This window comes from Acinetobacter sp. FY731, assembly GCF_059515905.1.
In genome coordinates this window covers 19,324-43,076 of record NZ_JCAKNB010000012.1, presented here as the reverse complement: position 1 = coordinate 43,076, position 23,753 = coordinate 19,324, and the positions used below count along the sequence as shown (strand labels likewise).

Annotated in this window: 23 protein-coding genes, 2 tRNA genes and 3 rRNA genes; 11 read left to right on the top strand and 17 right to left on the bottom strand. The window is 38.3% G+C overall.

Features of this window, described 5'->3' with window-relative positions:
- Nucleotides 1-122 precede the first annotated feature (122 nt).
- From AC5YC8_RS12585 to rrf, 5 genes are all read left to right on the top strand, one after another.
- A 16S ribosomal RNA gene (locus AC5YC8_RS12585) occupies nt 123-1,660 on the top strand.
- A 61-nt stretch (nt 1,661-1,721) separates the two neighbouring features.
- Nucleotides 1,722-1,798: transfer RNA gene (locus AC5YC8_RS12580), tRNA-Ile, on the top strand.
- A 60-nt stretch (nt 1,799-1,858) separates the two neighbouring features.
- Nucleotides 1,859-1,934, top strand: a tRNA-Ala gene (locus AC5YC8_RS12575).
- Between the two features lie 336 nt (nt 1,935-2,270).
- Nucleotides 2,271-5,161: ribosomal RNA gene (locus tag AC5YC8_RS12570) — 23S ribosomal RNA — on the top strand.
- 195 nt (nt 5,162-5,356) lie between these two features.
- A 5S ribosomal RNA gene (gene rrf / locus AC5YC8_RS12565) occupies nt 5,357-5,471 on the top strand.
- Together the 16S, 23S and 5S rRNA genes with 2 tRNA genes alongside form the textbook arrangement of a ribosomal RNA operon.
- A gap of 75 nt (nt 5,472-5,546) precedes the next feature.
- Here the strand turns inward: rrf and AC5YC8_RS12560 are convergent.
- From AC5YC8_RS12560 to rplM, 9 genes are all read right to left on the bottom strand, one after another.
- Entirely contained in the window at nt 5,547-5,957 is a 411-nt protein-coding gene (locus AC5YC8_RS12560; protein ID WP_496119873.1) for a roadblock/LC7 domain-containing protein, read from the bottom strand.
- Nucleotides 5,958-5,970: 13 nt separating this feature from the next.
- Nucleotides 5,971-6,513, bottom strand: coding sequence for a GTP-binding protein (locus tag AC5YC8_RS12555; protein ID WP_496164750.1), 543 nt, complete (start codon nt 6,511-6,513; stop codon nt 5,971-5,973).
- A 14-nt stretch (nt 6,514-6,527) separates the two neighbouring features.
- Nucleotides 6,528-7,202 carry a hypothetical protein gene (locus AC5YC8_RS12550; RefSeq protein WP_496164749.1) on the bottom strand — a complete coding sequence of 225 codons (675 nt, stop codon included), beginning with the start codon at nt 7,200-7,202 and terminating at the stop codon, nt 6,528-6,530.
- A gap of 171 nt (nt 7,203-7,373) precedes the next feature.
- A complete protein-coding gene (locus AC5YC8_RS12545; RefSeq protein WP_496119867.1) occupies nt 7,374-7,733 on the bottom strand; it encodes a roadblock/LC7 domain-containing protein in 360 nt (119 codons plus the stop codon).
- Between the two features lie 325 nt (nt 7,734-8,058).
- Nucleotides 8,059-8,706, bottom strand: a complete 648-nt coding sequence (locus AC5YC8_RS12540; protein WP_496164748.1) for a hypothetical protein — start codon at nt 8,704-8,706, stop codon at nt 8,059-8,061.
- A 15-nt stretch (nt 8,707-8,721) separates the two neighbouring features.
- Nucleotides 8,722-9,144: a ClpXP protease specificity-enhancing factor gene (locus tag AC5YC8_RS12535; protein WP_496164747.1), complete on the bottom strand. Its 423-nt coding sequence runs from the start codon at nt 9,142-9,144 to the stop codon at nt 8,722-8,724.
- Between the two features lie 8 nt (nt 9,145-9,152).
- The gene (locus tag AC5YC8_RS12530; RefSeq protein ID WP_496164746.1) at nt 9,153-9,806 is read right to left on the bottom strand and encodes a glutathione S-transferase N-terminal domain-containing protein; all 654 of its coding nucleotides are present in this window, start codon (nt 9,804-9,806) and stop codon (nt 9,153-9,155) included.
- 170 nt (nt 9,807-9,976) lie between these two features.
- Entirely contained in the window at nt 9,977-10,363 is a 387-nt protein-coding gene (gene rpsI / locus AC5YC8_RS12525) for a 30S ribosomal protein S9 (protein ID WP_106986570.1), read from the bottom strand.
- Nucleotides 10,364-10,375: 12 nt separating this feature from the next.
- Nucleotides 10,376-10,804 carry a 50S ribosomal protein L13 gene (rplM, locus tag AC5YC8_RS12520; RefSeq protein ID WP_067763379.1) on the bottom strand — a complete coding sequence of 143 codons (429 nt, stop codon included), beginning with the start codon at nt 10,802-10,804 and terminating at the stop codon, nt 10,376-10,378.
- A gap of 309 nt (nt 10,805-11,113) precedes the next feature.
- On the opposite strand from rplM, the gene pdxA reads away from it, so the two are divergent.
- The 4 genes from pdxA to AC5YC8_RS12500 all read left to right on the top strand — a co-directional run bounded on the left by pdxA (nt 11,114) and on the right by AC5YC8_RS12500 (nt 14,705).
- Nucleotides 11,114-12,082: a 4-hydroxythreonine-4-phosphate dehydrogenase PdxA gene (pdxA, locus tag AC5YC8_RS12515; RefSeq protein ID WP_496164745.1), complete on the top strand. Its 969-nt coding sequence runs from the start codon at nt 11,114-11,116 to the stop codon at nt 12,080-12,082.
- Nucleotides 12,083-12,116: 34 nt separating this feature from the next.
- Complete coding sequence (gene rsmA / locus AC5YC8_RS12510; RefSeq protein ID WP_496119858.1) at nt 12,117-12,932, top strand: 16S rRNA (adenine(1518)-N(6)/adenine(1519)-N(6))-dimethyltransferase RsmA; 816 nt, start codon at nt 12,117-12,119, stop codon at nt 12,930-12,932.
- The gene (locus tag AC5YC8_RS12505) at nt 12,933-13,781 is read left to right on the top strand and encodes a symmetrical bis(5'-nucleosyl)-tetraphosphatase (protein WP_496164744.1); all 849 of its coding nucleotides are present in this window, start codon (nt 12,933-12,935) and stop codon (nt 13,779-13,781) included. It abuts the gene before it with no gap.
- 84 nt (nt 13,782-13,865) lie between these two features.
- A complete protein-coding gene (locus AC5YC8_RS12500; protein WP_496164743.1) occupies nt 13,866-14,705 on the top strand; it encodes a hypothetical protein in 840 nt (279 codons plus the stop codon).
- Between the two features lie 45 nt (nt 14,706-14,750).
- Here the strand turns inward: AC5YC8_RS12500 and AC5YC8_RS12495 are convergent, their stop codons facing one another.
- The 6 genes from AC5YC8_RS12495 to AC5YC8_RS12470 form a co-directional block, all read right to left on the bottom strand.
- Nucleotides 14,751-15,197 carry a DUF2147 domain-containing protein gene (locus AC5YC8_RS12495; protein ID WP_496164742.1) on the bottom strand — a complete coding sequence of 149 codons (447 nt, stop codon included), beginning with the start codon at nt 15,195-15,197 and terminating at the stop codon, nt 14,751-14,753.
- A 183-nt stretch (nt 15,198-15,380) separates the two neighbouring features.
- Entirely contained in the window at nt 15,381-15,827 is a 447-nt protein-coding gene (locus tag AC5YC8_RS12490) for a DUF2147 domain-containing protein (protein WP_496119850.1), read from the bottom strand.
- Between the two features lie 85 nt (nt 15,828-15,912).
- Entirely contained in the window at nt 15,913-16,587 is a 675-nt protein-coding gene (locus tag AC5YC8_RS12485) for an LrgB family protein (RefSeq protein WP_496119848.1), read from the bottom strand.
- A gap of 10 nt (nt 16,588-16,597) precedes the next feature.
- Nucleotides 16,598-16,969 carry a hypothetical protein gene (locus AC5YC8_RS12480; protein ID WP_496119846.1) on the bottom strand — a complete coding sequence of 124 codons (372 nt, stop codon included), beginning with the start codon at nt 16,967-16,969 and terminating at the stop codon, nt 16,598-16,600.
- A 34-nt stretch (nt 16,970-17,003) separates the two neighbouring features.
- On the bottom strand, nt 17,004-18,344 hold the full coding sequence (hflX, locus tag AC5YC8_RS12475; RefSeq protein WP_496164741.1) for a ribosome rescue GTPase HflX: 1,341 nt from the start codon (nt 18,342-18,344) through the stop codon (nt 17,004-17,006).
- Nucleotides 18,345-18,414: 70 nt separating this feature from the next.
- Entirely contained in the window at nt 18,415-18,549 is a 135-nt protein-coding gene (locus AC5YC8_RS12470; protein WP_496119842.1) for a hypothetical protein, read from the bottom strand.
- 206 nt (nt 18,550-18,755) lie between these two features.
- Here AC5YC8_RS12470 and AC5YC8_RS12465 point away from each other — a divergent pair, with 206 nt between their 5' ends.
- Nucleotides 18,756-19,541 (top strand): lysophospholipid acyltransferase family protein, encoded by a 786-nt coding sequence (locus AC5YC8_RS12465; RefSeq protein ID WP_496164740.1) that lies wholly within the window; start codon nt 18,756-18,758, stop codon nt 19,539-19,541.
- Here the strand turns inward: AC5YC8_RS12465 and AC5YC8_RS12460 are convergent, their stop codons facing one another.
- Complete coding sequence (locus AC5YC8_RS12460; RefSeq protein WP_496119838.1) at nt 19,542-21,152, bottom strand: phospholipase D family protein; 1,611 nt, start codon at nt 21,150-21,152, stop codon at nt 19,542-19,544.
- Between the two features lie 126 nt (nt 21,153-21,278).
- Here AC5YC8_RS12460 and AC5YC8_RS12455 point away from each other — a divergent pair, with 126 nt between their 5' ends.
- The gene (locus tag AC5YC8_RS12455) at nt 21,279-22,289 is read left to right on the top strand and encodes a metallophosphoesterase (RefSeq protein WP_496119836.1); all 1,011 of its coding nucleotides are present in this window, start codon (nt 21,279-21,281) and stop codon (nt 22,287-22,289) included.
- Between the two features lie 59 nt (nt 22,290-22,348).
- Here AC5YC8_RS12455 and AC5YC8_RS12450 read toward each other — a convergent pair whose 3' ends face one another.
- Nucleotides 22,349-23,659: an MFS transporter gene (locus AC5YC8_RS12450; RefSeq protein WP_496119834.1), complete on the bottom strand. Its 1,311-nt coding sequence runs from the start codon at nt 23,657-23,659 to the stop codon at nt 22,349-22,351.
- Nucleotides 23,660-23,753 lie beyond the last annotated feature (94 nt).

The window sequence follows — 23,753 nt, the reverse complement described above, 5'->3', positions numbered from 1 at the left end:
TTGATCAATCGAAATTATTTTCATTGATTTAATGGTAGAAATTACTCGAAGTTTATTTGAGAAATATTTGTCAGAAAATTGATGAGCCAAGATTGGTACCCTTTAAAGGTACTACTGATTTTAAACTGAAGAGTTTGATCATGGCTCAGATTGAACGCTGGCGGCAGGCTTAACACATGCAAGTCGAGCGGGAATAGGTAGCTTGCTACTGATTTCTAGCGGCGGACGGGTGAGTAATGCTTAGGAATCTGCCTATTAGTGGGGGACAACAGTTGGAAACGGCTGCTAATACCGCATACGCCCTACGGGGGAAAGCAGGGGATCTTCGGACCTTGCGCTAATAGATGAGCCTAAGTCAGATTAGCTAGTTGGTGGGGTAAAGGCCTACCAAGGCGACGATCTGTAGCGGGTCTGAGAGGATGATCCGCCACACTGGGACTGAGACACGGCCCAGACTCCTACGGGAGGCAGCAGTGGGGAATATTGGACAATGGGGGGAACCCTGATCCAGCCATGCCGCGTGTGTGAAGAAGGCCTTTTGGTTGTAAAGCACTTTAAGCGAGGAGGAGGAGCTCTAGATTAATACTCTAGATGCTTGGACGTTACTCGCAGAATAAGCACCGGCTAACTCTGTGCCAGCAGCCGCGGTAATACAGAGGGTGCGAGCGTTAATCGGATTTACTGGGCGTAAAGCGTACGTAGGCGGCTTTTTAAGTCGGATGTGAAATCCCTGAGCTTAACTTAGGAATTGCATTCGATACTGGGAAGCTAGAGTATGGGAGAGGATGGTAGAATTCCAGGTGTAGCGGTGAAATGCGTAGAGATCTGGAGGAATACCGATGGCGAAGGCAGCCATCTGGCCTAATACTGACGCTGAGGTACGAAAGCATGGGGAGCAAACAGGATTAGATACCCTGGTAGTCCATGCCGTAAACGATGTCTACTAGCCGTTGGGGCCTTTGAGGCTTTAGTGGCGCAGCTAACGCGATAAGTAGACCGCCTGGGGAGTACGGTCGCAAGACTAAAACTCAAATGAATTGACGGGGGCCCGCACAAGCGGTGGAGCATGTGGTTTAATTCGATGCAACGCGAAGAACCTTACCTGGTCTTGACATAGTAAGAACTTTCCAGAGATGGATTGGTGCCTTCGGGAGCTTACATACAGGTGCTGCATGGCTGTCGTCAGCTCGTGTCGTGAGATGTTGGGTTAAGTCCCGCAACGAGCGCAACCCTTTTCCTTATTTGCCAGCACTTCGGGTGGGAACTTTAAGGATACTGCCAGTGACAAACTGGAGGAAGGCGGGGACGACGTCAAGTCATCATGGCCCTTACGACCAGGGCTACACACGTGCTACAATGGTCGGTACAAAGGGTTGCTACCTCGCGAGAGGATGCTAATCTCAAAAAGCCGATCGTAGTCCGGATCGCAGTCTGCAACTCGACTGCGTGAAGTCGGAATCGCTAGTAATCGCGGATCAGAATGCCGCGGTGAATACGTTCCCGGGCCTTGTACACACCGCCCGTCACACCATGGGAGTTTGTTGCACCAGAAGTAGGTAGTCTAACCGCAAGGAGGACGCTTACCACGGTGTGGCCGACGACTGGGGTGAAGTCGTAACAAGGTAGCCGTAGGGGAACCTGCGGCTGGATCACCTCCTTAACGAAAGATTGACGATTGGTAAGAATCCACAACAAGTTGTTCTTCATGAAGATGTATCTGAGGGTCTGTAGCTCAGTTGGTTAGAGCACACGCTTGATAAGCGTGGGGTCACAAGTTCAAGTCTTGTCAGACCCACCAAATCTGATTACCTAAGCAATTAGTACAGAACACAGAGACATCGAATCTATATGATAAGCTGGGGACTTAGCTTAGTTGGTAGAGCGCCTGCTTTGCACGCAGGAGGTCAGGAGTTCGACTCTCCTAGTCTCCACCATACATTAAGATAAGTTGCTAGATTATAGAATTTAGTAAAAGAGATCGAAGATCTTGTTTATTAAGTTCTGTGATTTATCACAGCGTCTAGACCTGACGAAGGCTAGATTAATCATTAACAGAATATATTTGAGTTGAAATAATTTGTTCATGCTCATTCAATCGAAAGAAAGAATGAGTACTAGCGAAATTAACTGAATCAAGCGTTTTGGTATATGAATCTAATTGAAGCTGTACGGTGCTTAAATGCACAAGACGCCAACTGTATGAGCAAGTCGTAAGACAAGCTCTGTTGCTAACCTAACTTGTAAGGGTTAACGACTGTTTGGGGTTGTATAGTCAAGTAATTAAGTGCATGTGGTGGATGCCTTGGCAGTCAGAGGCGATGAAAGACGTAATAGCCTGCGATAAGCTCCGGGGAGGCGGCAAATATCCTGTGATCCGGAGATTTCTGAATGGGGAAACCCACTTACCATAAGGTAGGTATCATAAACTGAATACATAGGTTTATGAGGCGAACGAGGGGAAGTGAAACATCTCAGTACCCTTAGGAAAAGAAATCAATTGAGATTCCCTCAGTAGCGGCGAGCGAACGGGGAACAGCCCATTAAGTCATATAAGTTCTAGTGGAATGCTCTGGGAAGTGCAACCATAGTGGGTGATAGTCCTGTACACGAAAGGGCTTATATGATGATGTCGAGTAGGGCGAGGCACGTGAAACCTTGTCTGAATATGGGGGGACCATCCTCCAAGGCTAAATACTCCTGACTGACCGATAGTGAACCAGTACCGTGAGGGAAAGGCGAAAAGAACCCCTGTGAGGGGAGTGAAATAGATCCTGAAACCGCATGCATACAAGCAGTGGGAGCCGACTTGTTCGGTGACTGCGTACCTTTTGTATAATGGGTCAGCGACTTATATTCAGTAGCGAGGTTAACCGTATAGGGGAGCCGTAGAGAAATCGAGTCTTAATAGGGCGTTTAGTTGCTGGGTATAGACCCGAAACCGGGTGATCTATCCATGAGCAGGTTGAAGGTTGGGTAACACTAACTGGAGGACCGAACCCACTGTCGTTGAAAAGCCAGGGGATGACTTGTGGATAGGGGTGAAAGGCTAATCAAACTCGGTGATAGCTGGTTCTCCCCGAAAGCTATTTAGGTAGCGCCTCGGACGAATACCATTGGGGGTAGAGCACTGTTTCGGCTAGGGGGTCATCCCGACTTACCAAACCGATGCAAACTCCGAATACCAATGAGTACTATCCGGGAGACAGACTGCGGGTGCTAACGTCCGTAGTCAAGAGGAAAACAATCCAGACCGCCAGCTAAGGCCCCAAAATTATAGTTAAGTGGGAAACGATGTGGGAAGGCATAGACAGCTAGGAGGTTGGCTTAGAAGCAGCCACCCTTTAAAGAAAGCGTAATAGCTCACTAGTCGAGTCGGCCTGCGCGGAAGATGTAACGGGGCTAAAACTATATGCCGAAGCTGCGGATTTGCAATTTATTGCAAGTGGTAGGGGAGCGTTCTGTAAGCCGATGAAGGTGTGTTGAGAAGCATGCTGGAGGTATCAGAAGTGCGAATGCTGACGTGAGTAACGACAATGCGAGTGAAAAACTCGCACGCTGAAAGACCAAGGGTTCCAGTCCAACGTTAATCGGGGCTGGGTGAGTCGACCCCTAAGGCGAGGCCGAGAGGCGTAGTCGATGGGAAATTGGTTAATATTCCAATACTTCAGTGTAATGCGATGAGAGGACGGAGAAGGTTAAGTCAGCCTGGCGTTGGTTGTCCAGGTGGAAGGAAGTAGGCATGCATCTTAGGCAAATCCGGGGTGCTCTATGCTGAGATCTGATAGCAAGCTAGTTTACTAGCGAAGTGGCTGATACCATACTTCCAGGAAAAGTCTCTAAGCTTCAGTTACACTGGAATCGTACCCGAAACCGACACAGGTGGTCAGGTCGAGTAGACCAAAGCGCTTGAGAGAACTCTGCTGAAGGAACTAGGCAAAATGGTACCGTAACTTCGGGAGAAGGTACGCTGTTGACGGTGATGGAACTTGCTTCCTGAGCTATTGACAGCCACAGAAACCAGGCCCCTGCAACTGTTTATTAAAAACATAGCACTCTGCAAACACGAAAGTGGACGTATAGGGTGTGATGCCTGCCCGGTGCTGGAAGGTTAATTGATGGGGTTAGCGTAAGCGAAGCTCTTGATCGAAGCCCCAGTAAACGGCGGCCGTAACTATAACGGTCCTAAGGTAGCGAAATTCCTTGTCGGGTAAGTTCCGACCTGCACGAATGGCATAATGATGGGGGCGCTGTCTCCAGCAGAGACTCAGTGAAATCGAATTCGCCGTGAAGATGCGGTGTACCCGCGGCTAGACGGAAAGACCCCGTGAACCTTTACTGCAGCTTGACATTGAACTTTGATCTTACTTGTGTAGGATAGGTGGGAGGCTTTGAAACCGAGACGCTAGTTTCGGTGGAGCCAATCTTGAAATACCACCCTGGTAATATTGAGGTTCTAACTCTGCTCCATAATCTGGAGCGAGGACCATGTCTGGTGGGTAGTTTGACTGGGGCGGTCTCCTCCTAAAGAGTAACGGAGGAGTACGAAGGTGCGCTCAGCGTGGTCGGAAATCACGCGTAGAGTATAAAGGCAAAAGCGCGCTTAACTGCGAGACCCACAAGTCGAGCAGGTACGAAAGTAGGTCTTAGTGATCCGGTGGTTCTGTATGGAAGGGCCATCGCTCAACGGATAAAAGGTACTCTGGGGATAACAGGCTGATACCGCCCAAGAGTTCATATCGACGGCGGTGTTTGGCACCTCGATGTCGGCTCATCTCATCCTGGGGCTGAAGCAGGTCCCAAGGGTATGGCTGTTCGCCATTTAAAGAGGTACGCGAGCTGGGTTTAGAACGTCGTGAGACAGTTCGGTCCCTATCTACCGTGGGCGTTGGAAATTTGAGAGGATCTGCTCCTAGTACGAGAGGACCAGAGTGGACGAACCTCTGGTGTACCGGTTGTGACGCCAGTCGCATCGCCGGGTAGCTATGTTCGGAAGGGATAACCGCTGAAAGCATCTAAGCGGGAAGCCTACCTCAAGATAAGATTTCCCTAGGAATTTATTCCTCTAAAGAGCCGTTGAAGACTACGACGTTGATAGGTTGGATGTGGAAGCATAGTGATATGTGAAGCTGACCAATACTAATTGCTCGTGAGGCTTGACTATACAACACCCAAACAGTTGTTGTATAAAGCTGAAATCGATTCAAAACCAAACAGTCAACACTGACTGATCTTGATTCAGAATACGCTAGAACTTATACTTTAACTCAAATAATCTGTTAATGAATTCTATTTGGTACGAAGTAAGGCATACATCATTTGATGTAAATAAGACCCGAATAAGTCCATAAACAGTTGTGCTGGCGACAATAGCAAGAGTGAACCACCTGATCCCTTCCCGAACTCAGAAGTGAAACCTCTTAGCGCTGATGGTAGTGTGGGGTTACCCATGTGAGAGTAAGTCATCGCCAGCTCATTAATTCAAAACACCCCCTTAGCTTAATGCCTAAGGGGGTGTTTTTTTATGGGTAATGGGGAGGATGAGTAGGTTATTCAAATTTTGATATGGTTAAGCTTGCTTTTTTTAATGCATGTAAAAGTTGTCCTAGTAGAATATCCTTTTCTGCTAAGACGACAATGATCATAGGATTTTGTTTACTTGGTACTGAGGTAAGAATGGCTTTTCCATTTTCAGCATCTAAAGTAATCGATTGACACTCAATAAGCTGCAATTCTGTCATAAGTGCACTGACCATTGCATGTAATGAACTACTTACCGCGGCTAATTTTGTGTGATTAAAAGAATTTTTTTTATAAAGTGTTACAAGTTCAAAGCCGTCAGTTGAACAAATCATAATGAAATTAACACCACTAACATTATGGAAGATATATTGAATTTCATTTTTTGCATTTTGAATAATATGCTCTGGAGTTTTTCTTTCTTTTTTAAGTGCAAACATGTGATCTCTCCAATTAAGCAGTAATATTGTAATTAATTTCGATTGAGGTTATTAATGCCTCCAATAATAGTTTTACATCATCTTTTTTACGTGCATCAATCATAAATAAGGGGTGGTAAAGATCATTTTTAGCAAGCCATTCTTGATACATGTATGTGGATTTATCAAGGTCTTCATCTGTATGTGTAATACCAATAGCAATATATTCTGTATATTCTTGAAAAACCTCAAGATAGTGTTCTAGCTCTTCAATAGAATTTTCTAAAGTATGATCAATAAGTATAATTGCACCAATCGCACCTTTGCATATTACAGACCAAATAAAATCGAATCGTTCTTGTCCTGGTGTACCATATAGTCCAATAACTAAACCATCATCGAGAGTTACTTCACCATAATCAATTCCAACGGTTGTTTGGAGTTTTGAATGGCTTTCTTGATCTGTATTAAAGGCTTCTGTTACAAGGATAGGGATTTCAGATAAAGATCGAATTGCTTCAGTTTTGCCAGCTCCCATAGTTCCAGCGAAAACAATTTTATATTGTTGGATAATCATACAGGCTCCTTAATTTATAAGCGTAATTTTTTTCTCAAACTACTAAAGAAGTCCTTTATAAAACCTACTTCTTCATTTTGATCATTCTGAATAGGTGGAGTGTAATGCTTGTCCCAAATATTGATTTTTTCTACATTATTGATTGTAATGTTTGCACCAATAAATCGTCTTACTAATGTTGTGGAGATATTTAATTGAGTCGCAATAGTTGATATTTTCCCACCTTGAATGAAGCATGCTGCAAGCTGGAAGATAACTTTTTTATGGATAGGATCAGTTGGTTTTGGCCAATAGTTTATTTTGAAATGTCCATCTTCAGGACATAATGCAATGGCTAGTTCTTCACTATTCCAAAATAAATTCCAAATCCAATCATTTAAAATGAATGTTTGTTTACGGTCTACTTTTGAGAGAGCATCTGTCGTTGCAATTTCACAATTAAAGTTGAAATCAGTTTTTGTGTTGATACGTGCAGGGTTTATCCAAGCTTGATTTTTTTCAAGCTGAATAACAGCTAGAGTACCCAAGCTATCGTATAGATGTAGCTTGCTATCTTTATGTGTTCTGTATAAATCATCGAAAAAATTGGAAATTCTTTCAATGTCATGTTTATGAGCTTCAAACTTTATATTATTGGGTATATCTAAACTTGAATTTAATATTGGCTTAATTTGATTTGGTGTTTGCATAGATTGTAATTTAAATAAATTAAAAAGTTTTAGATAACTTTCAGGTGTAAAAAAAATAAAGTTTAGGTCGTTGTATACTCGTAATTTCATGATTTTCCACCTTTAATAAAAAATAGTAGGGGAAAGAAAAGCCCCTTATAGATTTTTTATAAGGGGCTTTTATGTTTTAACTTAAGCAAAATCTAAGCCTTTTTCATAACTTTTAAGTTCGTGACGAGCCATTGCTAAGTTTGCTTTTGAACGGTCGAGCACTAAATAAAGAAATACATTTTCATTATTCACTAGTGGTCGAATTAAATGATATTGTTTGCCTAGGGTGATAAGGATGTCTTCGATAGAGTCATTTAAGTTTAGAGCTTGTGCTACACGTCGTTTTGATCGAACAACCTCGGTGTTACCTGCTGCAGCTAATTCTAAATCAATATCTCCCCCCCCTTGTGTTGCTAATGCAAGTCCACTTTCGCCATCTACTAGTGCAGCGGCATAAAATCCGTCGATACTTGATAGTGATTCTAATGATATTTTAGCCATGTTTTCTTCTCTCTTTTTTTAAGTAATATTGCTACTTTTAGAATTAAACTCGTTAAGTAGAATTCTATTTATAAAGAATAAGTTTGAAAGATCAATGTCTTATTTATGTTGTTCATTGAAAGGATAAAAATGGGATTGAATTTTATGATAGTTTTGGTCAATGGACTTGAGAACTAATTGGTATTTTAAATATGTTTTTGTATTTCTATCAATGAAATAATAAATAGGATGATGATATAAATACAATTGTAATTATTTGTAATTTAGTTGTTTTTATTGTATAAAAAAAGACCACAATAAAGTGGCCTTAGAGAAAAGAGTATACTTAGGCAAAGACACGACATAGTGCTTGAGCCAGAATCCAAAGAATAACAATAGCAACAACTGGTTCTAAAATTTTAGACCAAGTTGGTACTGTATTTTCTGTTGTAACTTGAACATCATCGTGGTGAGAGTGTTGTTGAACCATTTGATTAAACTCCTGTATTGATGAATCTAATGATATATCTTCTTGATGAGTAGGTTTGGAATCTTTAAGCTCTAATAGCCCATTTGTTAACCAAACCCAATTATCTGCATGACCTGAAAGGTATTCAATTTGTCCTAGGAGGAGTTCTTTTAGACCTTTTTGTCCAAAGTTACCTGTTGTTTCAAGCTGTAAAATTTCTTCAAGTTGAAACTGAAGCACTTCTATTATTGCAGTTTTAAATTCATGAGATTTAAGTTTTGATTGATTATTACGAGCAGATATTAGGTTCTCTGTAATTCCAATAATATAAGAATCATCTAATGCATTTAATTTCTTAAATTGAAGTTCATCATTTTCACGCCAAAGTGTAACGATTGAACCTAAGGTGAGTGCATTAATTTCTTGTATGTATTTGTCACGTAATTCATGATCATAGCTGTTCAAAAGCAATGGTTTTTGAAATTTTAATTGATCATTAAAGTATTGGACTAAATCGAAAGCCATTAACACACCCCATTATTAATCTAAAAGTCTTAGACTTGGTTTTTTCTTTGTTGGTTTATTTTCTTCGCTCGGGTTTGATTTTAAAGCATCTTGATTATTATTGATATGATCATATTCACTTGCATCAAAAAACAATCCTTGACCATTTTCTTTAGCATATATGCCCATTAATGCTTGAAAAGGAATATATAAGTCACGTGATACACCACCAAAACGTGCTGAGAAGCTAATTGCCTCATTACTCATGTTTAGTGCATGTACAGCATGTGGTGCTGTATTTAATACAATTTGACCATCTTGAATAAATTGTTCTGGTACAAGTGTATTAGGCTGAGTTGCATCAACGAGTAAATATGGTGTTAAGTTGTTATCACAAATCCATTCGTACATTGCACGAGTAAGATATGGGCGAGTAGGGCTTAATTCTAATTCAGACATAATATGACCTAAATATTTTTCAATAATTCACGATAATGATTTTTTTCCTGCAAAGTCAGTGACTTTATAAATGCAGGACGACTAAAAATACGTTGTATATAAAGCAAAATTGGTCTGCAATGCTGTGGTGGTAAATGAATTCCCATTGATGGTAGACGTAAGAAAATGGGAGCAAGCATGCAATCTAAAATTGAAAATGTTTCAGACATAAAATAAGGATAATGCTGAAATAATGGTGTAAGTGAAATTAGTGTATCTTTAAGTTGTTTTTGTGCTTGAAGACTTTCTTCTTTATTGAAACTATCTGGGTGACATAACATTTTATCCGCAAGCATTAACCAGTCTTGTTCAAAGCGCCAAATATATTGACGTTGCTCAGCTCGGGGCATGGGTGCATCGGCATAAAGTTTATTTTGTCTATATCGATCATCTAAATACTCAGAAATGATGTTTGTATTAAAAAGCTTTAAATCATTTTCAATGAGCATGGGAAGTTGATTATAAGGGTTTAGGCTTGCGACATCTTCGTCATCATCTTCAACAATAATGAGGTGGTGCTTAATTTGTTTTTCAGCAAGAACATAACGAATCCAATGGGAGCGAAAGTCATTTGCATGACTATATAGCGTAATTCCTTGGAGTGTTGTAGCTTCGACTGACATATTTCACAGCAATATAAAATGAATCAGATAGGATACTAAAAATAAGCTATAAAATCACGAAGCTGTTAAAAGAATTACATTTACTAAAAAGTTTGGAGTTCTGAAATATTTAAAGTAATAAAAAAAGCCTTGGAAAATCCAAGGCTTTTTTGTCCGATTCGGTAAACGAATTAACGTTTAGAGAATTGAGGACGTTTACGAGCTTTACGTAAACCAAGTTTCTTACGTTCAACTTCACGAGCATCACGAGTAACGAAACCAGCTTGACGAAGAGCAGGTTTTAAAGTTTCGTCAGAAGCGATTAACGCACGAGTAATACCGTGACGGATAGCGCCTGCTTGACCACCAATACCACCACCAGCAACAGTGATGTAAAGGTCATATTTAGTTGTAGCTTCTAAAAGCTCAAGAGGTTGGTTAACAACCATACGAGCAGTCTCACGACCGAAGTATTGTTCTAAAGAACGGTTGTTAATTACGAGTTTACCAGTACCAGCTGATAGGAAAACACGTGCAGTTGCGGTCTTACGGCGACCTGTACCATAGTTAGTAGCCATGTGCTGTATCCCTTAGATGTCCAAAACTTGTGGCTGTTGAGCAGTATGTGGATGCTCAGTACCAGCGTACACTTTCATTTTTTTGATCATTGCATAACCAAGAGGACCTTTTGGTAACATACCTTTAACAGCTTTTTCTAAAACTGCTTCAGGTTTGTGAGCGATTAACTTTTCAAAGTTAGTCTCACGGATACCACCAGGGAAACCAGTATGGCGATAGTATTTCTTATCAAGCGCTTTTTTACCAGTCACTTGAATTTCTTCAGCATTAATTACAACGATATAATCGCCTGTATCAACGTGAGGAGTATAAGAAGTTTTATGCTTACCGCGTAAACGACGAGCGATTTCAGTCGCAAGGCGACCTAAAGTTTTGCCAGAAGCATCAACAACGTACCAGTCGTGTTGAACTTCAGCTGGCTTAGCGCTGAGAGTTTTCATTAAACCACTACCTATTATAGTTGGTTTGGACTATGGAATCTGTCCAAACTAAAGGAGACGCGATTCTAAACGATTACGTGAAGAATCACAAATGAAAAATAGAATTTCAAGCGCTGTATTCTATTACTAAATATAATTTAGTGCAAAGAATAATCTTTGCTATTTTGTAATTAAGGTAAACGTCAAAAAATATTAATTTGTTTGAATTTTTTAAATTAATACTTTCAAATGGTTATAGGCTGTTTTATGTGATCTTGTTGAAGATGTATAATAATATTTATTTCCATCTTAAAAGTGAGATTAAGGTCAATGCTTCCTCTTTATGTGACGAGTGGTGAACCTGCTGGTATTGGCCCAGATATTTGCTTGAGTTTGGCAAATCGTGAAGATGAAAGACCTATAGTTATTTTAGCCGATTTAACCCTTCTTAAAGATCGTGCAAAAGAACTAAATTATTCTATTCGATTTATTGAATATGAAGGGCAAACAGAAGCGTCATCTAAAGGTCAGTTGTATGTGGAGCATGTGCCTTTAAATGAGACCGTTCATTCAGGCCAATTAAATGCAAAAAATGCGGTATATGTTCTTGAACAATTGAGGCGTTCTGCTGAATATGCAATGAATGGAAAGAGTGTAGGGGTTGCAACTGCACCTGTACAAAAATCTATTATTAATGATGCAGGTATCCACTTTAGTGGGCATACAGAGTTTTACCAAGAATATGCAGGTGTTCCGCGTGTAGTGATGATGCTTGCAACAAAGTCTTTACGTGTTGCACTTGCTACAACACATTTAGCCTTACGTGATGTTCCTGATGCCATTACAAAAGAACGATTGCATCAAGTAATTGATATTCTAATTCACGATTTAAAAACAAAATTTAAGATAGAACAGCCTAATATTTTAGTTTGTGGTTTAAATCCACATGCAGGTGAAGATGGTTATTTGGGTATGGAAGAGATCGAAGTAATTAATCCTGTACTTGAAACCTATCGTAAAAAAGGTATTCAGATGAGCTTAAGTCTGCCTGCCGATACTTTATTTACCCCAGAAAATTTAAAAGATGCAGATGCAGTTTTAGCGATGTATCACGATCAAGGTCTACCTGTGTTAAAATCTCAAGGATTTGGTGAAGCTATTAATATTACTTTAGGTTTACCATTTATTCGTACATCTGTAGATCATGGTACTGCGCTCTCCCTAGCAGGTACAGGACAAGCAAAAAGTTCAAGCTTACATGTAGCTGTAGACTTAGCACTTGATCTTGCACATCATTGATTTATTTGCTTAGTTTCACGTTGGAAAATTTTTTATGTATCAAATTAATGCCTTAAACCCAAAAGATGAAGGGCATCATACGCGGAAGCGTTTTGGGCAAAACTTCTTACATGACCAACGTGTAATTGCCAAAATTGTACGCTCGGTAAACCCGCGTGAAGGCGAGAATATTGTTGAAATTGGTCCTGGTCTTGCAGCATTAACATCACCGTTAATTGGTGAGTGCGATGCGTTGACTGTAATTGAGCTTGACCGTGATTTGGCAGCAGGCTTACCAGGTCGTGTACCACATCCTGAGCGTTTAACCATTGTTGAAACAGATGCGTTAAAGTATGACTTCACTGAATTATTTGCAGATGGTCGTCCTTTACGTGTAGTGGGTAACTTGCCGTATAATATTTCTACGCCATTATTATTTCATCTCTTAAGTTTTGGCGACAAAGTTAAAGACATGCACTTCATGCTTCAAAAAGAAGTTGTAGATCGTATTACGGCATCACCAAATACTAAAGAATATGGTCGTTTATCGGTAATGATTCAGTATTACTGTAAACCAACATTCTTGTTTGAAGTACCCCCAGGATCTTTTAATCCTCCACCAAAAGTAACATCTGCAGTATTCCGTTTAGAGCCGTATGATGAAAAACCAATTGTTGCTAGTAATGAAAAAGCTTTGGCGCGCTTGGTTTCACATGTGTTTACACAGCGACGTAAAACTTTGCGTAACAGCTTAAAAGGTATGTTGGTTGAAGATGGCTTTGAGAAAGCAGGAGTTGATCCGATGGCGCGTCCTGAAACTTTAACACTTGCTCAGTTTGTAGCACTTGCAGATCAAATGGTAGATGCATAAATGTCTCGTGCAAACGTTCGATATAATTATGTGATTGGTGATGTTCAGGGCTGCTTTGAAGCCCTGAAAGCACTGCTAAAAGAAATTCAATTCGATGTAGATCAAGATTTTCTTTGGTTTGCAGGTGATTTGGTTGCACGTGGTGAAAATTCGATTGGTGCTATTCGATTTATTAAGAAATTGGTCGATCGTGGTGTAGCGGCAACCGTTTTAGGGAATCATGATCTCAACCTGCTTGCCGTGGCACGTGGTATTAAAGAGATTAATCCTAAAGATAATATTGATGATGTTATTCATGCTTTAGAAAGTGATGACTTAATTGATTGGTTACGTAAACAGCCTTTGTGTTTATTTCCTAATAATCAAACTGTTTTGACCCATGCAGGTATTCCAAGTATTTGGACTGCTGAGCAAGCTTCAACGTTAGCAAAAGAAGTAGAAGCTGTAATTGCTCACGATGACTTAAATGTCTTAGATGATTTTTTAAAACAGATGTATGGTAAAAAACCAGATCTTTGGTCTGATGAATTAGAAGGCTATGCTCGATTACGCTGTATCACAAATTATTTAACTCGCATGCGCTTAACAGACGCAGGAGGGCGTTTAGAATTTAGCTTTAAAGAAAGCTTAGATGAAACAATGCCAAAAGGTTTTAAGCCTTGGTTTAAGTTTGAATCTAAAACTGCAAAAACACATCAAATTATTTTTGGTCATTGGGCTGCATTAGAAGCAAAAACAATCAGTGATTGTATTCAAAATATTGATGGTGGCTGTGTTTGGGGTAATCAATTGGTTGCATATCGACTAGAAGATCAAAAGAAGTTTGCTGTTAATAACCCAGTGTTTTAAAATAAGAAAAGACGCCATTTTCGGATGGTGTCATATCAAATCAAAAAAATTAAATAATAATCATTAAATAATTGGATTATAGAAATGTTAAAAGTAGAAGATTTGCAAAAAATCTATCCGTTAATTGTGACACCTAGCCATGATGGTAAATATTTTCATAATTATGTGAGTTCTTTATTAAATTTACAGGCACATGCTGCAAGAATAGGAATGCCGACTCAATATTATTTAATGCGTGGCGAAAGCTTAATTACTCGTGCGAGGAATAATGCTGTGGCCATGTTTCTAGAAAATAAGGAGTGGACGCATTTATTTTGGATTGATTCGGATATTGGTTTTGAACCAGATACAGCATTTCGCTTATTAATGTCTGATTATGATGTTGTAGCAGGGGTCTATCCTTTAAAACAAGAAGAATGGCCAAAAGATGGTTTGCCTGAGAAAATGACACAAGAATCTTTTAGAAATCACTATCAAAAATATCCAATTAATGCTTCTGTTACCCTAGGTACAAATCAAATTGATATTAATGTCAATGAACATGGTTTTATTGAAATTAGTGAAGTACCAACAGGCTTTATGGTAATTAAGCGTTCTGTATTTGAAAAAATGATGGCTGAATATCCAGAATTAGCCTATGTTAGTGACTCACATGGTTTTGAGAATAAGGGCTTACATTACAGATTTTTTGATGTGATGGTTCATCCTGAGTCTAAGCGTTATTTATCAGAAGATTATGGTTTTTGTTATTTATGGGAAAATATTGGCGGGAAAATTTATATTGATGCACGCTCAAAGTTAACTCATCAAGGTACAAAAGTGTTTGAGGGTGATTTAGCGAATTCAATTAAAAGTAACTTTTCTAATGCTGTGTCGGGACCTTTAGGTGCATATTTGTATATTACTGGCGAAGAATATTTGTAAAAATAAAAAAAAACCACGCATGAGCGTGGTTTTTTATTAGCTAAATTATTCTTGGCGTATCCACGTTTGACTACGTCCAATTGCTGATATACCAATATAACCACGTAAAGTTAAGCGCTTTCCTGTTGGGTTAAGCTTTGCTTTGGCACTATATATTTTACCTGTAAGAGGGTCGATTATTTTGCCATTGTCATAGTTATTTTCAGAGATAAACTTTAAGCCTTTTAGTACATCCATCCCTAAGATGGGTTGGTTGGTATAAGGTTCTGGGCAATTTTTACACTTTTCCTGAGGCGTATAACCAGGACGCGGTGTAACTTTTACAATTTTAGCGATATAGCTATTGTTGTTATCTTTACGAATTTCAATAATTGCTTTTGAAGTCCCCGTTTTATCATCAATTTGTAACCATTTTCCTGTGATGTCATTGGCAAAAGTATGAGCACTGAAAAACACCCCAAATGCACTTGCTAGAACGAACATAATTTTCATATCAGATTCCTTTTGATAGAAGATATTTATTGTTTTGTAGTTACAAAAATAGCGTATTGCTTATTATTTAGTCAATACATAAAACTATAATATTTAAGCGCTTAAAATTTAAAAAAACATTTTTTATTAAATGATTTGTATTATTTTTTTGGTAAAAGCCACTTTTAAAAGTGGCTTTTTAGTTTAATCAACTCTTAACCATGTTTGGCTTCGACCTAAAGCAGAAACACCAACGTATCCTCTTAATGTTAAGCGGTTACCATTGCTACTTAATTTGGCTTTAGTGCTGTAAATATTTCCAGAAAGAGGATCGATAATTTTTCCGTTTGCATATACACCCTTACCTGTATGTTGTAATCCTTTTAAAATATCCATACCTAAAATAGGTTGGTTTGTATAAGGAGCAGGACATTTAACACAGGTTTCTTTTGCGTTATAGCCAGGGCGTGGCGTAATTTTTATAATTTTTGCCGTATATGAGCCATTTTTTTCTTTACGAATATCGAGAATGGCTTTAGATGAGCCTGTTTTGTCATCAATATTTTTCCATATTCCTGAGATATCTTCAGCAAATGCAGCACTCCCAATTGTAGATAATATAAGTGAAGTCGCAAGTAGAAGTACTTTCATTTAATAATCCTTTTTCACGTGAAAGTTAATATATTTATAATATGTTTTATCTTAATATAAAACAATAGTTTAAATTAATTAAGGTTTAACTACTTTGTAAAAAAAGGATAAAGGTAGGTAGCCAGACTGCTGTAAATACTGCATTTACAGCCATACCGAATGCTGCATAACGACCAGCAATACTTCCTCGTTGCCATGCTTGAGCCGTTCCAATGGCATGCGCTGCAAGCCCTAAAGCAAGTCCAGACGCTCGTTCATCATTAATGTTACGTAAAATAAGGGGCGAAAATGCTGCGCCAATAACACCGGATAAAATAACAATAAGAATGACTAAGCTAATTGGTGCTTGTAAAAGAGTCGCGATATTAATTGCGATAGGTGTTGTGACAGCTCGTGTTGCAAAAGCCATAAGATCTGGGCTTGCTATGTGTAATAGATAAGCAAGTCCCATAGGAAGAGCAACGGCACTGAAGCTTGCAAATAGCAAAATACCTAAAATGCTTTTGAGAGGTAAATCATCGTAACGCATTGCTGCTAAAGGAATTGCAAGAGCAACAGTTACGTAACCCAGTAGGTTGTTGAAAATTGGGTTTGCATTTTTCATATATTCTTCATAGGGCAGTCCGAAAAGGAACAGTAATCCCATGATAAAGAACATACCAAAAACAATAACCGGTATTTGTGGAAGTTTTTTATTACAAGGTTTAGCAAGCATATAGGCTACAAATGTAATAATAAAAGCGTAAATAATTCCAATCATTTTTATTCTCCTATAACCAACGCTTGGCCATTTTTGCGTAAACCCATAGGGGAATTAAGGTACTTATAAATAAAATAAGTAAAAAAGCAGGAATTTTCTCACCCATGTGCATCATCATGAGTAAAGAGCCAGCACTAATAGGAAGAAATGCAAATGCGCTTTCTTTCATAATTTTATTGTTGGTATCGACCAGACGAATTGGAAGTTTTCCAAATGTACGCCATAAGAACAGCGCACTAAGTAAGCTGAGAAGACCGACCAAATTCCCGAGCTCAGGATGATTGAATTGTGTCGTAATCCAAAGTGCAGATTCACGAAATCCTACAATGAGTAATATGGTTCCAACCCATGCACTCCAATCAATACCTTTAAAAAATTCCATTTTATTTTTCTTTCAATCCGTTACTAATCAAGTTTTAATCGATTTTGTCCTGAATTTCAAACTCTTCTAACTGTCTTTGAAAAACTTTTGCTTTTTCGCCTAATATTTCATCAATTGGTAAATGTGCTTGTTTAATAAGCTGTTCAATTTTTTGTGGTGACATAATGACATGAAGATGTAAATTACCTTCATCATCATAGTGTTCAGATTGAATTACATTTAAGGAGTAAAGTTGAGTACGTAACTTTCCATAAGAAGGTTTGAGTGTTAATTCAAAACTTTGGATTTGCCCCATTAAGGCTTCATGGACTGCTTTTTTGAGTAAATTTAAACCTTTTCCACTATGTGCAGAGACATAAACTCGATCGGGTAAATGGGGTTTTGCATAAATAATTTTAGCTTCTTCTTTTGATTGGTCAATTTTGTTATATACCCGAATAATTGGAACTTCTGCGCCAATTTCTGTTAAAACTTTTTCAACAGCTTCAATTTGTTCCAACATGTCGGGGCTACTTGAGTCAATAACATGTAGTAGTAATGTTGCTTCAAGAGTTTCTTCAAGAGTTGCTTTAAATGAGTCGACCAATGAGTGAGATAGATTGCGTACAAAGCCAACTGTGTCTGCGAGTACAAGTTTACCAATACCATCCCATTCTAATGCACGTAAGGTAGGGTCTAGTGTGGCAAAAAGTTGATCTGCTGCGTAAACATCACTATTGGCTAAAATATTAAAAAGTGTAGATTTTCCTGCATTGGTATATCCAACCAAGGATACGGTTGGAATTGCTGCTTTTTGGCGTGCTAAACGACCTTGCTGACGAGTTTGTTTAACCTTTGCAATTTTGGCTTTGAGTTGCCCCATACGTAATTGCAGTAATCGGCGGTCTGTTTCTAGTAGTGTTTCCCCAGGACCACGTAAACCAATACCACCTTTTTGGCTATCTAAATCTCCTCGACTACGAATAAGCCGAGATGCAAGATGTTGAAGCTGAGCAAGTTCAACTTGTAAACGACCTTCGTAGGTGCGTGCACGCTGTGCAAAAATATCGAGAATGAGTTCGGTTCTATCTACAACTCGACACTTCATAATTTTTTCTAAATTACGTGCTTGAGCAGGGGTAAGTGCATGATCAAAAATAACCAGGTTTGCATCTAACTCTTGAACACGTTGGGCAATTTCTTCTGCTTTGCCTGAGCCAATAAAAAGTTTGGCATCTGGTTTTATGCGCTGTGCATGTATGTGTTCTAAAATTTCGGCACCCGCAGATTTTGCGAGAAGGAAAAATTCATCTGCATCAAGATCATTGAGCATTTGTACAATGACGCTTACAAGAATAACTCGTTCACCAACTTGATGTTCCGTTAAATCTATCACTCAGCCGAATCTCTAGAAAATAATAAAGTTATATTCTAGAGTATATCTGTAAGGTGTGCTTTGCTATTTATTACAGCGCTGCAACAAAAAGATGAGCAAAAGTAATGATCGTACCAAAATATAAAATACATCCACCAAGGATCATTTGTAGTGCTGTTGAGTAGCGAATGGTATTCTGTGTTTGATCATTTTCTTGAGAGTTCATAAGAATCACTTTTTGATTTAATATTTCGATTGATTTAGTTTATTTGATTTGAATATTGAATTGAAATTGGTAAAAATGATTTTTATGTTCGCTTTTTATAATCAATGCAAGTTGGCAATGAAAAGTATAAGATAATGTCAAATCATGATGACGTTTAGTGTGATCATTTTATTGCTCCTGCAACTTTAATAACTTAAATATTAAATATGAACGCGATTTCTAAATTTTTTCTTTATTCCAAAAAGCTCATTACAGGTACAGCCACGGTTCTTCAGGGGTTTTATTTGGTTTACCGCTATGGTTTATACAAAGATTCAAATAATCCTAAAAATACGCGCTATGTACAGTATTTTTGTAGAAAGTTATGTCGTGAATTTAATATTGAAGTGAAGGTTCATGGTGAAATTCCGCGTACACCTGCATTGTGGGTGAGTAATCATGTGTCATGGTTAGATATCGCCGTATTGGGTTCTGGGGCACGTGTTTTCTTTTTGGCAAAAGCTGAAATTGAAAAATGGCCCTTGCTTGGAAAACTTGCTAAAGGTGGTGGTACATTATTTATTAAGCGTGGATCAGGAGATTCTGTTCGTATCCGAGAGCAAATTGCTGAATTCTTAAAACAGGATATTCCTGTTTTGTTTTTTCCTGAAGCAACGACAACAGATGGTACGCGAATTAAAAAAGTACATGGTCGAATTTTAGGTGCTGCAATTGAAGCACAACGTCCTGTACAAGCTTGTGTAATTTGCTATGTAAATAAAAACGGCGAACAAGATATGGTTGCGCCTTTTATTGGTGATACTAGTTTTGCAGAGCATGTGAAAAAGGTGGTTGAAATGCCGAAGGTGACAGCTCACTTAATGGCTTTAGCTCCAATTTCGGTAGAAGGTCATACAGTTGATACTTTAACAGCACTTGTTCAGAAAAAAATGGTTGAAGGATTGGCGACATTACAAAAAGAAGTATTGAGATCTCCACCCTCTAATTCATAACTACATAAAACCTTCTAATGGCAGCCATGAAACAAATTTCAAGGCTGCTTTTTTATACCATTTTAACTTGGGTTCTTTACGTAAGGTTTCGATAGAGCCATCTTCTTTTTTTAGTTGCCAATTAATATTGTTTTTTGAGTCTAAAACGAGTTTATAGGCATATTTAGGTAGGTTTAAATTCATCGTTTGATGAACTGTACGTGCTAAAGTTGGACTATTGAGTAAAACACCAATTTCAGAATTTAAATAAGATGAGCGTGGGTCGAAGTTAAAAGAACCGATAAAAACTTGTTTCTCATCAATAGTCATAAGTTTGGCATGTAAACTTGAACGACTTAAGCCTTTGAGTTTTACTTTCGCTTTTTTAGAAAGCTCTTCTGTATTTGCATACAAGTTATTTTGTAATGGTGCATGTAGAAACTCATAAAGTTGAACATGATTTTCTAAAAGTTCTTGTCGATATTTTGAGTAAAATGAATGAACAACAGGGACATCATTGGCTTGAAATGAGTTTGTTAAAATTCGAACATCTACGCCAGAATTTGCCAATTCACTGAGTTTTTCAGAGCCTTGTTTTTCTGGTACAAAATAAGCAGAAATGATATCTACACTTTTTACTGGCTGATCTAAGTGTTTAAGTAGTTGGAAGTTTAAATGCTCTTCTTTTGATGCTTTAGATTTTATTTTACTTGGTGAATCACTCACAACTTCTGCACGCACCCAATCGAACTGAATATTATTATTCAACCACTCTTCAAATGCTTGAGATCGATAGGCTAAATTCAAATAATTTTGAACAGTTGCTTCCTGATAATGCTCTTCAAGTTGTTGCTTTAAACCATCATAGCGCAGGGTGTAATGTCTAGGATTGACTAGTTGGATAACGGGAAAGGCGTAGTCATCATTCCAATATTCATCGAAAGAATGGATGATGTCATCAGAAGCAGTACCTGCCAAAATGACATCTACATCAGCAAATTGGTATTTATCACTTACATTATAGTATTGATTACTCATATTACGCCCACCAATGAGCGCAAGTTGATTATCGACAATAAAGCTCTTATTGTGCATACGTCGATTAATACGTTTTAAATCTAATACCATGTCCATAGCACGGTAGTGGCGGAAGCGATATGGATTGTAAAGCTTAACGCTAATGTTAGGATGTTGATCTAATGCGAGATAAATGCCTTCCATTTTCTTTGCATTATTATCATCTACCAATAGACGCACTTTAACGCCACGATCGGCAGCTTGTATAATTGCATGTAATGCAAGGGCACCTATTTTGTCGTTATCCCAAATATAGTATTGTAAATCTAAAGTTTTTTCTGCACGTTCAATAAGATGGATACGTGCTGCAAGCGCTTCAAGTGGGTCGTATAGAATATGATAACCCGTTAAATTTGGATTTTTTTCGCGTAGCGGTTCAATAATTTGTGCAAGTGATGTTGTTGATGTATTGATATCAAATGCATGTTGAATAGGTTGTGGAATTTGTTTGGGAAGTGTTGAACATGCAGGAACACCAATCACAAGTGTACTCACAAGTAGAATTTTGGCGAGTGCGCTAGAATTCGATTGATGAATATTTTGTTGATCTTGCAAGAGAACAATCCTTGTAGTTCTAGATAAAAATAGAATAGAAAAAATTTGGTTTGAGTATAATTCCCAGCTGTGAAAAGATAAAGATAAGGACGTAATATTAACGTCAAGCAAATGTAGAGAATAAATATGTGGGATCCAAGTTCAATGATTATATATTTTTATATCGTGATGGGTCTGCTTGCGATTTGGGGCGTTTCTCAGGCATGGGTAAGTCAATCAAATACTGAAACGATTCATCCATTTAAATCGTTTGTACACTTACTTGCATTTTATTTATCTTATTTACTTATTCCTGTGTTTATTTTTAGCCTATATGCAGGCTTTTTTGAATATTATTCAATTCACGAAACGATTTTTATTGTTTTAGTGAGTGGTATTTTAATTTATGCCCGTTTTATTGAGCCATTTTTTATTAAAGTTCAAAAAACGCAATATCAAATTAATCCAGATCAGCCATTAAAGAAACCTGTAAAAATTGCACTCATTGCAGATTTGCATATTGGACTATTTTCAGGTCATGAGCGTCAGTTAAAACTGATAGTCGATAAAATTAACCATGAACAACCTGATTTAGTAGTTGTTGCAGGGGATTGGACTTATGAGCCAGAGAATAAATTGGTACAAGAGCTTGCTGTTTTAAAAGGTATTCAAGCACCTGTTTATTCTGTGAGTGGTAATCATGATGAACAGTATCCAGGACCACCAATTCAAGCCTTACTTGCGAATGCATTAGAACAAAACAATGTGTTAGATATTGAAGGTCAAATTGTAGATTTTGATGAGTTTCGATTATTGGGTGTTGGTGACTTGTGGGCAGGTAAAACGGATATGCGCTATATGCCCGACTTACCTCAAGATAAACCATGGATTATTCTGTCTCATAACCCAGATACGGTAGATATGGTACCTAAACTACCAACCCGTCCATTAATGCTTTCAGGGCATACGCATGGTGGACAAGTAGAGTTGCCGTGGTTGACCGATTATATTATGAAAAAAGTATCAATATTGGGTCATAAAAAAGGGCTTTATCATCATGAGCACGCCGATGTTTTTGTGACGGTGGGAACAGGTATGGTGGGAGTACCATTTCGTTTTAGAGTGCCACCAACGATTGATATTATTGAATTGCATTAAGTTGAATAGATAAAAAAACCAGCACATTGTGCTGGTTTTTTTAGGATGTTTTACGCTTATTAAACTTGATTGTTTACATCATCATTTTTAGTTTCACGAATCATTAAGAATGCAATAAGTGAAAGAATTGATGCTGCTGTTAAGTAATAACCTACAGCATATAAACCATAGCCAGTCGCAAGCTTAGTTGCGATGAGCGGCGCAAAAGATGCACCAAAGATACCAGCTAAGTTAAAGGTAAGTGCAGAACCTGTGTAACGTACTGAAGTTGGGAAAATTTCAGATAACACAGTCCCAATTGGACCATAGGTTAAGCCCATAATTGCAAGACCAATACATAAGAATAAGAACACAACAAATGTGTTACCAGATTCAAGTAAGTCTGCGAAGAAAATACCAAAAATAGCAGAAACAACACATACGCCAATTGATGTTGCTTTACGACCAAATTTTTCTGCAAAAACAGCAGAAAGAGGAATGAAAGCAGCAAAGCAAAGAGTTGCAACTAACTGAAGTTTTAGGAACTCTTCACGGCTATAGCCTAGTTGTGTTGTACCCCATTGTAATGCAAATACTGTTGTAAGATAGAACACAACGAATGTACAAATAGCCGCAATTGTGCCTAATACAAGCATACGAGAGTGTTTCTTAAATACTTGAACAAATGGAACGTTTACTTCTTTTTGTTTATCTAAAACTTTTTGGAAAGCAGGTGTTTCATGAAGTTTTAAACGAATCCATAAGCCAACAATTACAAGTAAAGCACTTGAAATAAATGGAATACGCCATCCCCATTGCATGAATGCTTCTTCAGTCATGAAGTGACCAAGCGTTAGAAATGAGCCTGTTGCAAGAATAAAGCCAATAGGTGCACCTAGTTGCGGGAACATACCGTACCAAGCGCGCTTACCTTCAGGTGCGTTTTCTGTTGCTAGAAGTACAGCACCAGACCATTCACCACCCAAACCTAAACCTTGTCCTAAACGGCAAAGAGCAAGTAATAATGGGGCAACAATACCAATTTGAGCATAAGTTGGTAATAAACCAATACAAACAGTTGAAATACCCATCGTTAATAGTGCAGCAACAAGTGTTGCTTTACGACCAATACGGTCACCTAAATGCCCAAATAAAGCGGCACCAATAGGACGGGCAATAAATGCAATGGCGAATGTAGCAAGAGATTGAATGGTTGCCGTCATTGGATCTGTACTTGCAGGGAAGAACAAATGTGGAAAAATAATAACAGCAGCAGTTGCGTAAATATAAAAATCGAAGAATTCGATTGTTGTACCTACTAAGCTTGCAGTAAGTACACGAAATTTTGAATTGGTTGGTTGCTGAGTAGCAGCAGTATTCGAAGACGACATTAGGAACCTTACACTTAATAAAATTAAAAAAACTTAGTTTTAAAAGCGTAATCTTTTTTCGAAAAACGTAATTTCTTAAAAAAACAACGGCAAC

Excerpts from the sequence above, each read along its gene's own strand:
- AC5YC8_RS12495 (WP_496164742.1), bottom strand. The coding sequence starts at position 15,197 with ATGAAAATTATGTTCGTTCTAGCAAGTGCATTTGGGGTGTTTTTCAGT.
- AC5YC8_RS12455 (WP_496119836.1), top strand. The coding sequence starts at position 21,279 with ATGTGGGATCCAAGTTCAATGATTATATATTTTTATATCGTGATGGGT.
- AC5YC8_RS12545 (WP_496119867.1), bottom strand. The coding sequence starts at position 7,733 with ATGGCTAAAATATCATTAGAATCACTATCAAGTATCGACGGATTTTAT.
- AC5YC8_RS12540 (WP_496164748.1), bottom strand. The coding sequence starts at position 8,706 with ATGGCTTTCGATTTAGTCCAATACTTTAATGATCAATTAAAATTTCAA.
- AC5YC8_RS12550 (WP_496164749.1), bottom strand. The coding sequence starts at position 7,202 with ATGCAAACACCAAATCAAATTAAGCCAATATTAAATTCAAGTTTAGAT.
- AC5YC8_RS12500 (WP_496164743.1), top strand. The coding sequence starts at position 13,866 with ATGTTAAAAGTAGAAGATTTGCAAAAAATCTATCCGTTAATTGTGACA.
- rplM (WP_067763379.1), bottom strand. The coding sequence starts at position 10,804 with ATGAAAACTCTCAGCGCTAAGCCAGCTGAAGTTCAACACGACTGGTAC.
- AC5YC8_RS12480 (WP_496119846.1), bottom strand. The coding sequence starts at position 16,969 with ATGGAATTTTTTAAAGGTATTGATTGGAGTGCATGGGTTGGAACCATA.
- AC5YC8_RS12450 (WP_496119834.1), bottom strand. The coding sequence starts at position 23,659 with ATGTCGTCTTCGAATACTGCTGCTACTCAGCAACCAACCAATTCAAAA.
- AC5YC8_RS12560 (WP_496119873.1), bottom strand. The coding sequence starts at position 5,957 with ATGTTTGCACTTAAAAAAGAAAGAAAAACTCCAGAGCATATTATTCAA.
- AC5YC8_RS12555 (WP_496164750.1), bottom strand. The coding sequence starts at position 6,513 with ATGATTATCCAACAATATAAAATTGTTTTCGCTGGAACTATGGGAGCT.
- AC5YC8_RS12470 (WP_496119842.1), bottom strand. The coding sequence starts at position 18,549 with ATGAACTCTCAAGAAAATGATCAAACACAGAATACCATTCGCTACTCA.
- AC5YC8_RS12535 (WP_496164747.1), bottom strand. The coding sequence starts at position 9,144 with ATGTCTGAATTAGAATTAAGCCCTACTCGCCCATATCTTACTCGTGCA.
- rpsI (WP_106986570.1), bottom strand. The coding sequence starts at position 10,363 with ATGGCTACTAACTATGGTACAGGTCGCCGTAAGACCGCAACTGCACGT.
- pdxA (WP_496164745.1), top strand. The coding sequence starts at position 11,114 with ATGCTTCCTCTTTATGTGACGAGTGGTGAACCTGCTGGTATTGGCCCA.
- AC5YC8_RS12490 (WP_496119850.1), bottom strand. The coding sequence starts at position 15,827 with ATGAAAGTACTTCTACTTGCGACTTCACTTATATTATCTACAATTGGG.
- AC5YC8_RS12505 (WP_496164744.1), top strand. The coding sequence starts at position 12,933 with ATGTCTCGTGCAAACGTTCGATATAATTATGTGATTGGTGATGTTCAG.
- AC5YC8_RS12485 (WP_496119848.1), bottom strand. The coding sequence starts at position 16,587 with ATGATTGGAATTATTTACGCTTTTATTATTACATTTGTAGCCTATATG.
- rsmA (WP_496119858.1), top strand. The coding sequence starts at position 12,117 with ATGTATCAAATTAATGCCTTAAACCCAAAAGATGAAGGGCATCATACG.
- AC5YC8_RS12465 (WP_496164740.1), top strand. The coding sequence starts at position 18,756 with ATGAACGCGATTTCTAAATTTTTTCTTTATTCCAAAAAGCTCATTACA.
- AC5YC8_RS12530 (WP_496164746.1), bottom strand. The coding sequence starts at position 9,806 with ATGTCAGTCGAAGCTACAACACTCCAAGGAATTACGCTATATAGTCAT.